Here is a 13312-nt window from a genome sequence, read left to right as displayed (position 1 = left end):
AGCGTCTGGTAAAAGATGAAAGTGTTCGCAGCTTCGCGCGCTTTCATCGTGACCAAAACTTAACAGATCTATTTTATGTTCGCCCGCGCCAGTATTGAGCCCCTTGAGTGGGAAAACCGCTTCTTCGGCGTCAATAGCGCCATTCTCCGCTTTGGCGACGATGCGCCGCCGCTGACGGTGCAAGCGCTGGCGGGATGGTCGCGGGTGCAGGCGAAAGTCGCGGCGGATGATGCCGCGCGCCTGGATGCGCTGCAGGCATTAGGCTTCCGGCTGGTGGAGGGCGAGGTCGATCTTGCGCTTTCGCCCGCGGCTTCTGATGATATCGGCGCCGAGCCGGCGACAGAGGTGGATATCCCCCGGCTGCGCGAACAGGCGGCGCTGGCCTTTGCGCAGAGCCGTTTTCGCGCCCCGTGGTATTCCGACGATGCCAGCGGTCGTTTCTATGCCCGGTGGATTGAAAATGCGGTGCGCGGAACCTTCGATCACCAGTGTCTGGTGCTTCGCGCCCCTGACGGCGATATTCGCGCGTTTGTCTCCCTGCGCCAGCTCAGCGAGCGCGAGGCGAGGATTGGCCTGCTGGCCGGACGCGGCGCCGGAGCGGAATTAATGCAGGCGGCGCAGCGCTGGGCCGCGCTGCGCGAGCTGACGACGCTGCGGGTGGCGACCCAGATGGGCAACACCGCCGCGCTTAAACGTTACATTCTTAGCGGTGCCAATGTCGAAAGCACCGCGTACTGGTTATACAGGTGACATGATGATTCCATTTAACGCGCCGCCGGTGGTGGGTACCGAGCTTGATTATATGCAGTCCGCGATGGGGAGCGGCAAGCTGTGCGGCGATGGCGGTTTTACCCGCCGCTGCCAGCAGTGGATGGAGCAGCGTTTCGGCACCGCGAAAGCGCTGCTGACGCCATCCTGCACCGCTTCGCTGGAAATGGCCGCGCTGCTGCTGGATATTCAGCCGGGCGATGAAGTGATTATGCCGAGCTATACCTTCGTCTCCACCGCCAACGCCTTTGTGCTGCGCGGCGCGAAAATCGTCTTCGTTGATATTCGCCGCGATACCATGAATATCGATGAAACGCTGATTGAAGCGGCCATCACCGAGAAAACCCGCGCGATTGTACCGGTCCACTACGCCGGCGTGGCCTGCGAGATGGACACCATTATGGCTATCGCCAGCAAGCATAATCTGTTTGTGGTGGAGGATGCTGCTCAGGGCGTGATGTCGACCTATAAAGGCCGGGCGCTCGGCACTATCGGCCATATTGGCTGCTTCAGCTTCCATGAAACCAAAAACTACACCGCGGGCGGTGAAGGCGGCGCAACGCTGATTAACGATCGCACGCTGATAGAGCGCGCGGAGATCATTCGTGAAAAAGGCACCAACCGCAGCCAATTTTTCCGTGGCCTGGTGGATAAATATACCTGGCGCGATATCGGCTCCAGCTACCTGATGTCCGATTTACAGGCGGCCTATCTGTGGGCGCAGCTGGAAGCGGCGGAGCGGATTAACCAGCAGCGTCTGGCGCTGTGGCAGAACTACTACGATGCCCTGCTGCCGCTGGCGCGCGCCGGGCGTATCGATCTGCCCATCGTGCCTGCCGACTGCGGGCAAAATGCGCATATGTTCTATATCAAGCTGCGCGATATTGACGATCGCAGCAAGCTGATCGCCTGGCTGAAAGAGGCGGAAATCCTGGCGGTATTCCACTATATCCCGCTGCACAGCTGCCCGGCCGGGGAGAACTTCGGCGAGTTCCACGGGACGGATCGCTACACGACCCAGGAGAGCGAACGCCTGCTGCGCCTGCCGTTATTCTACAATTTGTCGAACGTTAACCAGCGCACGGTGATTAACTCGCTGCTGAGCTATTTCTCCTGATATGTCGCTGGCAAAAGCGTCTCTGTGGACCGCTGCGTCCACGCTGGTCAAAATCGGCGCCGGTCTGCTGGTGGTAAAACTGCTGGCCGTGTCGTTCGGCCCGGCTGGCGTGGGGCAGGCGGGTAACTTCCGCCAGCTGGTGACCGTGCTTGGCGTGCTGGCGGGGGCCGGGATATTCAACGGCGTCACGAAGCTGGTGGCGCAGCATCATGACGATCGCCGGCAGTTGAACAACGTCGTTGGCACCGCTTCAGCGATGGTACTCGGTTTCTCCACCCTGCTGGCGCTGATCTTCCTGCTGGCGGCCGCGCCAATAAGCCAGGGGTTATTCGGTCATCAACATTACCAGAATCTGGTACGGCTGGTGGCGCTGGTGCAGATGGGGATTGCCTGGGCGAATTTCCTGTTAGCGCTGATGAAAGGCTTTCGCGATGCGGCGGGTAATGCGCTGTCGCTTATCGCCGGGAGCCTGATTGGCGTGGCGGCGTACTATGCCTGCTACCGTTTTGGCGGTTATCAGGGCGCATTGCTGGGGCTGGCGCTGGTGCCGGCGCTGGTGGTGGTGCCGGCTGCTATCGTACTGTGGCGTCGCGGCAATATTCCGCTAAGCGCGCTGCGCCCGCGCTGGGACAACGGCCTGGCGGGGCAGCTGTCGAAATTTACCCTGATGGCGCTGATTACCTCGGTGACGCTGCCGGTCGCCTACGTGATGATGCGTAACCTGCTGGCGGCCCACTATGGCTGGGACGCGGTGGGGATCTGGCAAGGGGTGAGCAGCATCTCCGACGCCTATTTGCAGTTTATTACCGCGTCATTTAGCGTTTATCTTTTACCGACGCTGTCCCGTCTGACGGCGAAAGCGGATATCACCCGCGAGATTGGCAAATCGTTAAAATTTGTCCTCCCGGCGGTGGCGGCAGCGAGCTTAACGGTGTGGCTGCTGCGTGATTTCGCTATCTGGCTACTTTTTTCCGACCGCTTTACGGCGATGCGCGATCTGTTTGCCTGGCAGCTGGTGGGCGATGTGTTAAAGGTCGGGGCTTATGTTTATGGCTATCTGGTGATCGCCAAAGCCTCGCTGCGTTTTTATATTCTGACGGAAATCAGCCAGTTCACGCTGTTGACCGCATTCTCGCACTGGCTTATCCCGGCGCACGGCGCAATCGGCGCGGCGCAGGCGTATATGGCTACCTATATTGTTTATTTCGCCCTCTGCAGCGGCGTGTTTTTACTTTGGCGTAAACGGGCATGACAGCACTGATACATGTACTGGGATCGGATATCCCGCACCACAACCAGACTGTGCTGCGGTTCTTTAATGATGAGCTGGCCGTGGATGACGAACAGGCTCGCCTGTTTATGGTCGTCGGTGATGCGACAGAAATTTGCGCCGCTTATCCCGCACTCTCCATTCGCTGCTATCCGGGGAAAAAGTCGCTGGCAAAGGCGGTTATCGCGCTGGCAAAGGCGAACCGGCAGCAGCGCTTTTTCTTTCACGGCCAGTTTAATACCGGCCTGTGGCTGGCGTTGCTCAGCGGCGGGATCCGCCCGGCGCAGTTTAACTGGCATATCTGGGGAGCGGATCTGTACGAGAACTCCGCCAGCCTGAAGTTTCGCCTGTTTTATCCCCTGCGGCGCCTGGCGCAGGGCCGGGTAGGTCGTGTGTTTGCGACCCGGGGCGATCTGAGCTGGTTCGCCGCCCGCCATTCTGGCGTAGCGGGAGAGCTGCTCTACTTTCCGACCCGCATGGATCCGGCGCTGAATTCGCTCGCCGATAGCGCACCGCGCGGCGACACGCTGACTATCCTGGTGGGTAATTCCGGCGACCGTAGCAACGAGCATATTGCGGCGCTGCGTGCGATTCGCCAGCAGTTTGGCGATACGGTTAACGTTGTCGTGCCGATGGGTTATCCGGCAAATAATGGCGACTACATCAACGAAGTCCGCGCGGCCGGCGCGGCGCTGTTCAGCCCGCAGCATTTCCAGGTATTGAGCGACAAGCTGGCGTTTGATGACTACCTTGCCCTGCTGCGCCGCTGCGATCTTGGCTACTTCCTGTTTGCCCGCCAGCAGGGTATCGGCACGCTGTGCCTGCTGATTCAGGCGGGGATCCCCTGCGTGCTGAACCGGGAGAATCCTTTCTGGCAGGATATGTCGGAGCAGCATATTCCGGTACTCTTTACCAGCGATGCGCTGGACGTGAGCGTTGTGCGTGAAGCGCAGCGCCAGCTGGCCGGCGTGGATAAAAATCAAATCGCCTTCTTCCGGCCGAATTACCTGACGGGCTGGCGACGAGCGTTGCGAATTGCTGCGGGGGTGGACGCATGACATTAATGCAATTTAGCGGGCTGCTGCTGGTCTGGCTGCTGTCGACGCTATTTATCGCCACCGCCACGTACTTTGAATTTCGTCGCGTACGCTTCAACTTCAACGTCTTTTTCTCGCTGCTGTATCTGCTGACGTTTTTCTTTGGCTTCCCGCTGACCAGTATTCTGGTGTTCCGCTTTGACGTCGCGGTCGCCCCGCCGGAAATTCTGCTGCAAACCCTGCTGGTTTCCGTCTGCTTTTATGCGGTTTATTACGTGACTTATAAAACGCGGCTACGGTCGGCGACGCACGGTCATCCGCATCGTCCGCTGTTTACGATGAATCGCGTGGAGACCCACCTCACCTGGGGCATTTTGCTGGGGCTGGCGCTGCTTTGCGTCGGCATCTTCTTTGCGCATAACGGCTTCCTGTTATTCAAGCTCAACTCCTACAGCCAGATCTTCTCCAGCGAAGTCTCCGGCGTGGCGCTAAAGCGCTTCTTCTACTTTTTCATCCCGGCAATGCTGGTGGTCTATTTTCTGCGTCAGGATTATAAAGCGTGGATATTCTTCCTTGTCAGCACCGTCGCCTTTGGCCTGCTGACCTACGCCATCGTTGGCGGCACCCGGGCGAATATCATCATCGCGTTTGCCATCTTCCTGTTTATCGGCATCATTCGCGGCTGGATCAGCCTGTGGATGCTGGCGGCGGCGGGCGTGCTGGGCATCGTCGGTATGTTCTGGCTGGCCCTGAAGCGCTATGGCATGAACGTCAGCGGCGATGAGGCGTTTTATACTTTCCTCTATCTGACCCGCGACACCTTCTCGCCGTGGGAGAATCTGGCCCTGTTGCTGCAAAATTACGACAAGATTGAGTTCCAGGGGCTGGCGCCAATCATCCGGGATTTTTACGTTTTTATCCCCAGCTGGTTGTGGCACGGTCGTCCGACAATGGTGCTCAATACCGCGAACTATTTCACCTGGGAAGTATTGAATAATCATTCTGGTCTGGCGATTTCGCCGACCCTGATTGGCTCGCTGGTGGTGATGGGCGGCGTCTGGTTCGTCCCGCTGGGCGCGGTGGCGGTTGGGCTGATTATTAAATGGTTTGACTGGCTGTACGAGCTTGGCAACCGGGAAACGAACCGCTATAAAGCGGCGATTCTGCACAGTTTCTGTTTTGGCGCTATCTTCAACATGATCGTGCTGGCGCGTGAAGGGCTGGATTCATTTGGCTCTCGCGTGGTTTTTTTCCTCGTTATCTTTGGGATCTGCCTGCTGGCGGCAAAACTGCTGTACTGGTTCCTGGATAGCGTGGGGCTGATTCACCGGCGGGCCAAACCGCTGACGCAACCTCAAGTCTGATAAGGGTGTACATGACTGAGACCACATCCGCGCCGTTGTACCTGCTGAGAGGGCTACAACTCATTGGTTGGCGCGATATGCAACACGCTCTGGATTATCTGTACGCCGATGGTGAGATCCGCACGGGAACGCTGGTGGCGATTAATGCAGAGAAGATGCTGGCGGTAGAAGACAGCCCCGAGGTCCGGGCGCTGATTGAAGCGGCAGAATTCAAATACGCTGATGGCATCAGCGTAGTACGTTCATTACGTAAAAAATACCCTCAGGCTCAGGTCTCGCGCGTCGCCGGAGCCGATTTATGGGAAGCCCTGATGGCGCGCGCAGGCGCTCAGGGAACGCCGGTATTTCTGATCGGCGGCAAGCCCGAGGTGCTGGCGCAGACGGAGCAGCAGCTTCGCCAGCGCTGGAACGTGAATATCGTTGGAAGCCAGGATGGCTATTTTGCCGCTGACCAGCGTCAGGCGCTATTTGAGCGTATCCGCGATAGCGGGGCGAAGATCGTCACGGTGGCAATGGGCTCGCCGCGTCAGGAGATCCTGATGCGCGACTGTCGGGACGTTTATCCGCAGGCGCTGTATATGGGCGTGGGCGGCACCTACGATGTCTTTACCGGCCACGTCCAGCGGGCGCCGAAGTTCTGGCAGGACCTGGGTCTGGAGTGGTTCTATCGCCTGGTTTCGCAGCCGAGCCGCATAAAAAGGCAGGCGCGCCTGCTGCGCTATTTACGCTGGCATTACACCGATAAGCTGTGACATTCCACTGCAAGCGGGCGGGTTTACCTGGGTATTCTGTGTAATGTCTTCACTCGCCTGATACTTTATTTGCCATTTCCCTCAAATTCATTAACCATTCGCATGCTTAAAACGCGACGGTCAGTTTACCGTCGCGCAGGCAGGGCTATTTATTCAATAAAAATAACCGGCATAGACACATCCCTGTTGGGATGCGCTTAAACCCGGAGCAGGGCAAACACAAGAGGCTATATGACTGAGAAAAAAGCGGAACTTCAGCGGGGACTGGAGGCGCGGCACATTGAGCTAATCGCTCTTGGTGGGACAATTGGCGTCGGGTTATTTATGGGCGCGGCCAGTACGCTGAAGTGGGCCGGACCTTCGGTTCTGCTGGCGTATATTATCGCCGGGCTCTTTGTCTTCTTCATCATGCGTTCGATGGGCGAAATGCTGTTCCTCGAACCGGTAACCGGATCGTTCGCCGTTTACGCACACCGCTATATGAGCCCATTTTTCGGCTATCTCACCGCCTGGTCCTACTGGTTTATGTGGATGGCGGTCGGGATATCGGAGATTACGGCTATCGGGGTTTATGTGCAGTTCTGGTTCCCGGATATGGCGCAGTGGATACCGGCGCTGATTGCCGTCGGGCTGGTGGCGCTGGCGAACCTCGCGGCGGTACGGCTGTACGGCGAAATTGAATTCTGGTTTGCCATGATTAAGGTCACCACCATTATTGTGATGATCGTGGTGGGGCTGGGCGTTATTTTCTTTGGCTTTGGCAACGGCGGGCACGCCATTGGCTTTGGCAATCTGACCGAGCACGGTGGCTTGTTCGCCGGCGGCTGGAAGGGCTTCCTGACGGCGCTGTGCATCGTGGTCGCGTCTTATCAGGGCGTCGAGCTTATCGGGATTACCGCCGGTGAAGCGAAGAACCCGCAGGTTACGCTGCGTAGCGCGGTTGGCAAGGTACTGTGGCGAATCCTGATTTTCTATGTAGGGGCGATTTTTGTGATCGTCACTATTTTCCCGTGGGATCAAATTGGCTCCAACGGCAGTCCGTTCGTACTGACCTTTGCCAAAATCGGCATCACCGCGGCGGCGGGCATTATTAACTTTGTGGTGCTCACGGCGGCGCTTTCCGGCTGTAACAGCGGTATGTACAGCTGCGGCCGCATGCTCTACGCGCTGGCAAAAAACCGTCAGCTGCCCGCGGCCATCGCCAAAGTCTCGCGCAACGGCGTGCCGTCAGCGGGCGTGGCGCTGTCGATCCTGATTCTGCTGGTCGGCTCGTGCCTGAACTACATTATCCCTAATCCACAGCGAGTTTTCGTCTACGTTTACAGCGCCAGCGTGCTGCCGGGGATGGTGCCGTGGTTTGTGATTCTGATTAGCCAGCTGCGTTTTCGTCTCGTGCATAAAGAAGCGATGGCCAGCCATCCGTTTCGCTCGCTGCTGTTCCCGTGGGCGAACTATTTGACCATGGCGTTCCTGATTTGCGTGCTGATAGGGATGGGATTTAACGACGATACGCGTATGTCGCTCTTTGTCGGAATGATTTTCCTCGCCGCCGTGACGCTTATTTATAAGGTATTTGGCCTTGGCCGACGCGGAAATGTTGATAATGTGGCGCAATAAGCAACAAAACGCACAAAGCATGAGCAAACAATAATTTTCTTTAAAAAGGCACTAGACAGCGGGGGAGGAAGTCCGTATTATCCGACCCCGCAACGGCGCTAAGCGCCCGTAGCTCAGCTGGATAGAGCGCTGCCCTCCGGAGGCAGAGGTCTCAGGTTCGAATCCTGTCGGGCGCACCATTTACCCGGTGCTGGAGCTGCGGTGGTTTCAATACCGCGTAAAAGATTTGCAGTGGTGGCTATAGCTCAGTTGGTAGAGCCCTGGATTGTGATTCCAGTTGTCGTGGGTTCGAATCCCATTAGCCACCCCATTATTTAGAAAGTTGTGATATTGCGAAGGTGGCGGAATTGGTAGACGCGCTAGCTTCAGGTGTTAGTGTTCTTACGGACGTGGGGGTTCAAGTCCCCCCCCTCGCACCACGACTTTATAAAGAATTGAACTAAAAATTCAAAAAAGCAGTACATCGGCGAGTAGCGCAGCTTGGTAGCGCAACTGGTTTGGGACCAGTGGGTCGGAGGTTCGAATCCTCTCTCGCCGACCAATTTTGAACCCCGCTTCGGCGGGGTTTTTTGTTTTCCGCTTCTGCAAAAACGTTCCTATCTCCCTGATATCGCAAAAAAATATCTCGCTAATCAGCATGCGATTTATTGTCCAGAATAGTCCCAATTCCTTGTGCGGATAGATGCATTTTCTACCGATCCTGTGCGATAATAACCGGGTAGATGCTCATTCCATCTCTTATGTTCGCCTTAGTGCCTCATAAACTCAGGAATGATGCAGAGCCGTTTTACGGTGCTTATCGTCCACTGACAGATGTCGCATTTTATATGCTAAATCATTCATGATGTGTCGAGACGGCCAGCACGGGAATCCCCCCGAAGCTTACAAAGGTAAGTGACTGGGGTGAGCGTGTGCAGCCAACGAAGAGATAGCGTGAAGGATGAAGCATATAGCCTCATCAAACACCATGGACACTACGTTGAGTGAAGCACCCAATTTGTTGTCAAACAGACCTGTTTTAACGCCTGCCCTGGTTTCAGAGCAGGCGTTTTTTTCTTTTCAGGGATAGAGAAATGTTCAGGCGGGAAGAGAAGAGATTCTCGCCCCCGATGGAGGCGAGAAGGGCATTACTGCTGCGGGTTGTTTTGCAGGGTTAACAGCAGGCCGTCGCGACGCATCGTCGCCGCTTCTTCCGGCTGATGCAGGCGGTCAAGAGTATCGGCCAGCCACGCGTAGTCAAACGCATCCGGGCGCTGCTTGAGCGCTGCGCGGAACGCGATGCTGGCTTCCTGCCACTCGCCGTGACGCATGAGCGATTGCCCCAGCGTACTCCACAGCAGCGGACGGTCGCCGACCGTTTTGATCTGCTGGCGCAGCACCTTTTCCAGCTGTTCCGGATTATTCGTTTTCAGTCGCGGGATCGGCATCACCAGGCGATCGTCGTAGTGCTTTTTCAGACCTTCGATAATAATCTGCTGCGCGGTATCATGGTCGTCGCTTTCGATAAGGCGATTAGCCATTGCCACCTGTAGCGCCACCTGGCTGCGGGTTTTTCGGTTCTGGCTTTTCCACCAGTCGCGCAGACCTTCGCTGCCGCCGTCGGCCAGCGTTTTATCCATCAGGCCAATCCACGCCAGCTGTTCCAGTTCGGCACGGTGCTCCTCATCGCTGACGTTGGCTTTCGCCATTGATGGAATGATATCCAGCAGCGAATTCCAGGCGCCGGTACGAATGTAGGCCTGCTCGGCGAGGCGCAGGACCTCCGGATGACGCGGCGTGATCTCCAGCAGCTTGTCGATGCCGTGGCGGGCGGCGTGGTTTTCATTACGCGCCAGCTGCAGGCGTACGCGGGTGATTTCGACAGGTATCAGGTCGTCGCCGGCGAGCTCTGTCGCGCGCTCCAGATGCTGGTTGGCGCGGGCTTCATCGCCACGCTGCTGGGCGGCTTCTGCCGCCAGCAGGTAGTTCACAACGGGCTGCTCAGCGTGATCGGCATTTTTCGCCATCAGCTTCTCAACCTGCTGATAATCGCCCTCCGCCAGCTTCAGCAGCGCCTGCTCGGTTTGCTTACGCGCGCGGCGACGCTTGCGGCCCACGAACCAGCCGCGGGTATGCGCGCCGGTGCGGAAAATGCGCCGCAGCAGCCACTCAATGGCAAACAGCACCACCATGGTGAGGATCATGATGATCGCTAACCCGGTGACGCTGGTTTCAATGTTGTAATTATCGGTCTGGATCAGGACGTAGCCCTGATGACCCGCGATCATCGGACCGACCACGATCCCGGCAAGCAGCAGCGCGAAGAGTAAGAGAATTTTCAACATGCGTTACTCTCCTTGTGGCGCAGGCGTTGGCGCGTGGGCAGCAGGTGCCGGCGCGGGAGCCGGGGCGCTGGCCTGGGTTTCAGCCGGCTGCGCCATCAGATTACGTACCCGCGTTTGCATCAGTTTCTCAAGCAGCGCCTGGCTCTGCAGGCTCTCCGGTACGTTCATGGTGATGCTTTGCTGGCTGAGCTTATCCACGTCCTCAAGGAAGGCTTTGGTGGCGGCATCTTCAGTGTCGTAGTAAGCACGAACCCACGTCGAGACGTTATCCAGAGCCTGTTTGTAGGTTTCTTCCTGATGACGCGGAACCGCCTGCGCCGCGACCAGCAGACGGGAGCGGATGTTTTCGCGCAGATAAACGTCCTGGTTTGGCGCCAGCAGCGGCACGGCGGTCTCATCGCGGCGGCGAACGGTAATAAAGCTGTCCATAAAGTTCTGCCAGCTTTTTTGCAGGTTTACCCGCCACTCGCTAATGGAGCTGGATAGCTCATCGCTATCGGAATCCATCGGGGTGTCATCGTCGTTGTTGTCCGCCAGGCGTAAATTATCGATCTGGTTGGCGAGCTGGTTCACTTTCAGAATGATGCCGTCGTAGTCGACCTGACTCACGGCGGAAAGCGAAGCAATATCGTCGGTAATGGCGCGACGGGCGGAAATCAGGCTCGGATCGTTCATATCGGCGAGGCTGGCATCAGCGCTTTTCAGCAGCGCGGCGGCGGTCGTCACGTCCTGATCGCTCCACAGCTTACGTCCGGCCAGTTTTACGAGGAAATCAGCCTGCGCGAGCAGCCAGGTTTTTGCATCGCTGCCGGAAATGACCGCGACCTTCTCCTGCACTTCTTCCAGCTTCTTCGCCAGAGAATCCTGCTGACGCTGCGCTTCCGTCAGCTGGTCGGCCTGCTGCTTGATGATGCCTTCAAGCTCGCTTTTTTGGCTCTCCTGCGCTTTTTGCAGCGCGGCGATCTGGCTGGATAGCCCGGCGCTGGCTTCGCTCTGGCGGGTTGCCTGAGTCTTCGTCAGACCATAAAGGCCTACGCCAGCGGCGAGGGCGATAGCGATAGCTATAGCGCTCAGGGCGAGGCTGGTTTTACTGCCGCCGTTTTTCTTTTCGACATTCTTCTCTGGCTGTGGCGTCGTTTCCACGGCCTCCCTGGTCTCTTCAACCACGGCGGATTGATTCTGTTGTTCCGTCATTATGGCTTCCAATGTTGAGAGTTATTGTAATGCGCGTAGCAGCGCATCGTTGTCGGCGCTATCGGCAACCTGGATATCCTGCCAGCCCAATTCCCTGGCCTGCTCGGCCAGACGTTCACTGACAACGAAAATGCGACAGCTCAGGAGCCAACGTTCGCGATACCACTGTGGTATTAGCGTCCAGAGCTGCTGCAGCATCTCGCCGCTGGTGATGACCAGCGTCGAAACCCCGCGAGACTGCCAGCGCATTGCTTCTTCTGCGCCATCGTAGTGCCTTGCACTACGTTGATAACATTCACAAAAAGTGACATCAGCACCGCGTTCGCGAAGCGTGTCACCGAGTAATTCCCGCCCGCCGTTGCCGCGCAGGATGAGCGCTTTTTTCCCCGCAATGTTTTGTAATTCAGGTAATTGTAGCAAGACTTCGCTGATTTCCCGATCTAACGGGTAGCGAACTTGTCGATTACTGACCTTATGCAGGGCCAGCGCGGTGGTGCGGCCAATGGCAAAATAGTCGGGCGCCGTGGGCCAGCGCAGCCCCTGCTGCTGGAGGCGAGCGTGGGCAAACTCGACGGCATGCTGAGATAGCGCGAAGAGCAAATCGCCTGCGGCGAGGCTTGCCAGCTGGCCGCCCAGCTCAGGGAGCTGACGGCCCGGGGTAAACTCAATGAGCGGAAAGCTCCAGGCCACGCGTCCCAGCGCGCGCAGGCGGCTGACTAACTCTTCGCCTTGCGGCAGCGGACGGGTAACCAGAATGCTCATTGAGGCGCTTCTCCTGCGTAGACGACGGCGAGAATGTCGCGAGCGCCGTTATCCAGAAGTTCTTCGGCAAGGGCGACGCCCAGCGTTTCGGCATCTTCCGGGCGACCGCGCCGCTCGCCGCGTACCGTGTGTGAGCCATCCGGCGCGCCAACCAGCGCGCGCAGCCATAGCTCACCGTCGATCAGTTCGGCATAGCTGCCGATAGGCACCTGACAGCCGCCTTCAAGCCGGGTGTTCATCGCCCGTTCAGCGCGGACGCGGATGGCCGTTTCCGTATGATTCAGCGGGGCCAGCAGCGTTTTGGTCCATTCGTCGTCAAGGCGACACTCAATGCCGACCGCGCCCTGGCCGACGGCGGGCAGAGATTGCTCCGGGGACAGCGGTTGACGAATACGCGCCTCAAGGTTCAGGCGCTTAAGCCCTGCGGCGGCCAGAATAATGGCGTCGTACTCGCCGCTATCAAGCTTGCCCAGACGCGTGCCAACGTTGCCGCGCAGGGAGCGGATCGTGAGATCCGGCCGCGCGGCGGCCAGCTGACACTGACGGCGTAAACTTGAGGTGCCAACGATGCTGCCGTGGGGGAGTTCATCAATGGAAGCGTAGTGATTCGAGACAAAGGCATCGCGCGGATCTTCGCGTTCACAGATGGTCACCAGCCCCAGCCCTTCGGGAAACTCCACCGGCACGTCCTTCATAGAATGGACGGCAATGTCGGCGCGACCTTCCAGCATGGCCAGCTCTAACTCTTTCACAAAGAGGCCCTTACCGCCCACTTTTGCAAGGGGCGTATCAAGGATCACGTCGCCGCGGGTGACCATAGGCACCAGCTCAACGGAAAGCCCCGGATGACAGGACTCCAGGCGCTCTTTCACATAATGTGCCTGCCATAGCGCAAGCGGGCTTTGCCGTGTGGCAATTCTCAAAACTTTGTCTAACATGCTTGTTACCGTCATAGTCGACCACTAACCATCCTAACATTGTTGTCTTAGGGATGTTAGTTTTGTGGGGTTAAGGGTCGCGGCCATTTTTTTAGCCTTTCATGCGTTTGCGGGTTGCCGCAAACGTAGTGAAGAATTTACACGTAGTAAAGGGTGCTACACTTGTATG

11 protein-coding genes and 4 tRNA genes are annotated in these 13312 nt (G+C 57.6%); 11 read left to right on the top strand and 4 right to left on the bottom strand.

What is annotated here, in order from left to right; all coding sequences use genetic code 11:
* The first annotated feature begins 75 nt into the window (after positions 1–75).
* The 11 genes from rffC (at position 76) to JLG71_RS26595 (ending at position 8466) form a co-directional block, all read left to right on the top strand.
* Positions 76–750: a dTDP-4-amino-4,6-dideoxy-D-galactose acyltransferase gene (gene rffC / locus JLG71_RS26645; RefSeq protein ID WP_200913907.1), complete on the top strand. Its 675-nt coding sequence runs from the start codon at positions 76–78 to the stop codon at positions 748–750.
* A 4-nt stretch (positions 751–754) separates the two neighbouring features.
* Positions 755–1885, top strand: a complete 1131-nt coding sequence (gene rffA, locus JLG71_RS26640; RefSeq protein WP_004097526.1) for a dTDP-4-amino-4,6-dideoxygalactose transaminase — start codon at positions 755–757, stop codon at positions 1883–1885.
* A gap of 1 nt (position 1886) precedes the next feature.
* Positions 1887–3137, top strand: coding sequence for a lipid III flippase WzxE (gene wzxE, locus JLG71_RS26635; protein WP_014227457.1), 1251 nt, complete (start codon positions 1887–1889; stop codon positions 3135–3137).
* Positions 3134–4213: a TDP-N-acetylfucosamine:lipid II N-acetylfucosaminyltransferase gene (locus JLG71_RS26630; RefSeq protein WP_049102521.1), complete on the top strand. Its 1080-nt coding sequence runs from the start codon at positions 3134–3136 to the stop codon at positions 4211–4213. Before wzxE ends, JLG71_RS26630 begins: the two co-directional genes overlap by 4 nt.
* Positions 4210–5556 carry an ECA oligosaccharide polymerase gene (wzyE, locus tag JLG71_RS26625; protein WP_014227459.1) on the top strand — a complete coding sequence of 449 codons (1347 nt, stop codon included), beginning with the start codon at positions 4210–4212 and terminating at the stop codon, positions 5554–5556. Before JLG71_RS26630 ends, wzyE begins: the two co-directional genes overlap by 4 nt.
* A gap of 11 nt (positions 5557–5567) precedes the next feature.
* Positions 5568–6308, top strand: coding sequence for a lipopolysaccharide N-acetylmannosaminouronosyltransferase (wecG, locus tag JLG71_RS26620; protein WP_014227460.1), 741 nt, complete (start codon positions 5568–5570; stop codon positions 6306–6308).
* A gap of 231 nt (positions 6309–6539) precedes the next feature.
* Positions 6540–7925: a bifunctional threonine/serine APC transporter ThrP gene (gene thrP / locus JLG71_RS26615; RefSeq protein WP_200913906.1), complete on the top strand. Its 1386-nt coding sequence runs from the start codon at positions 6540–6542 to the stop codon at positions 7923–7925.
* A 102-nt stretch (positions 7926–8027) separates the two neighbouring features.
* A tRNA-Arg gene (locus JLG71_RS26610) sits at positions 8028–8104 on the top strand.
* A gap of 55 nt (positions 8105–8159) precedes the next feature.
* A tRNA-His gene (locus tag JLG71_RS26605) sits at positions 8160–8235 on the top strand.
* Positions 8236–8257: 22 nt separating this feature from the next.
* Positions 8258–8344, top strand: a tRNA-Leu gene (locus JLG71_RS26600).
* A 45-nt stretch (positions 8345–8389) separates the two neighbouring features.
* Positions 8390–8466: transfer RNA gene (locus JLG71_RS26595), tRNA-Pro, on the top strand.
* Between the two features lie 586 nt (positions 8467–9052).
* Here the strand turns inward: JLG71_RS26595 and hemY are convergent.
* From hemY to hemC, 4 genes are read right to left on the bottom strand one after another with little or no spacing between them, the layout of a single operon-like run.
* Positions 9053–10249 carry a protoheme IX biogenesis protein HemY gene (hemY, locus tag JLG71_RS26590; protein WP_004097533.1) on the bottom strand — a complete coding sequence of 399 codons (1197 nt, stop codon included), beginning with the start codon at positions 10247–10249 and terminating at the stop codon, positions 9053–9055.
* 3 nt (positions 10250–10252) lie between these two features.
* On the bottom strand, positions 10253–11443 hold the full coding sequence (gene hemX, locus JLG71_RS26585; RefSeq protein WP_200913905.1) for a uroporphyrinogen-III C-methyltransferase: 1191 nt from the start codon (positions 11441–11443) through the stop codon (positions 10253–10255).
* Positions 11444–11464: 21 nt separating this feature from the next.
* Complete coding sequence (gene hemD / locus JLG71_RS26580) at positions 11465–12205, bottom strand: uroporphyrinogen-III synthase (protein WP_004097542.1); 741 nt, start codon at positions 12203–12205, stop codon at positions 11465–11467.
* A complete protein-coding gene (gene hemC, locus JLG71_RS26575) occupies positions 12202–13143 on the bottom strand; it encodes a hydroxymethylbilane synthase (protein WP_025108409.1) in 942 nt (313 codons plus the stop codon). Before hemC ends, hemD begins: the two co-directional genes overlap by 4 nt.
* Positions 13144–13312 lie beyond the last annotated feature (169 nt).

It is taken from the genome of Klebsiella michiganensis (genome assembly GCF_015139575.1).
Classification (GTDB): Bacteria; Pseudomonadota; Gammaproteobacteria; order Enterobacterales; family Enterobacteriaceae; genus Klebsiella; species Klebsiella michiganensis.
The sequence above is the reverse complement of the archived record's forward strand: the minus strand, read 5'-3'. Positions and strand labels throughout refer to the sequence as shown.

Bases quoted from the DNA above. Each gene is read 5' to 3' on its own strand.
- JLG71_RS26630 (WP_049102521.1), top strand. From the start codon at position 3,134: ATGACAGCACTGATACATGTACTGGGATCGGATATCCCGCACCACAAC.
- wzyE (WP_014227459.1), top strand. From the start codon at position 4,210: ATGACATTAATGCAATTTAGCGGGCTGCTGCTGGTCTGGCTGCTGTCG.
- rffC (WP_200913907.1), top strand. From the start codon at position 76: ATGTTCGCCCGCGCCAGTATTGAGCCCCTTGAGTGGGAAAACCGCTTC.
- hemC (WP_025108409.1), bottom strand. From the start codon at position 13,143: ATGTTAGACAAAGTTTTGAGAATTGCCACACGGCAAAGCCCGCTTGCG.
- wzxE (WP_014227457.1), top strand. From the start codon at position 1,887: ATGTCGCTGGCAAAAGCGTCTCTGTGGACCGCTGCGTCCACGCTGGTC.
- rffA (WP_004097526.1), top strand. From the start codon at position 755: ATGATTCCATTTAACGCGCCGCCGGTGGTGGGTACCGAGCTTGATTAT.
- wecG (WP_014227460.1), top strand. From the start codon at position 5,568: ATGACTGAGACCACATCCGCGCCGTTGTACCTGCTGAGAGGGCTACAA.
- hemD (WP_004097542.1), bottom strand. From the start codon at position 12,205: ATGAGCATTCTGGTTACCCGTCCGCTGCCGCAAGGCGAAGAGTTAGTC.
- hemX (WP_200913905.1), bottom strand. From the start codon at position 11,443: ATGACGGAACAACAGAATCAATCCGCCGTGGTTGAAGAGACCAGGGAG.
- hemY (WP_004097533.1), bottom strand. From the start codon at position 10,249: ATGTTGAAAATTCTCTTACTCTTCGCGCTGCTGCTTGCCGGGATCGTG.
- thrP (WP_200913906.1), top strand. From the start codon at position 6,540: ATGACTGAGAAAAAAGCGGAACTTCAGCGGGGACTGGAGGCGCGGCAC.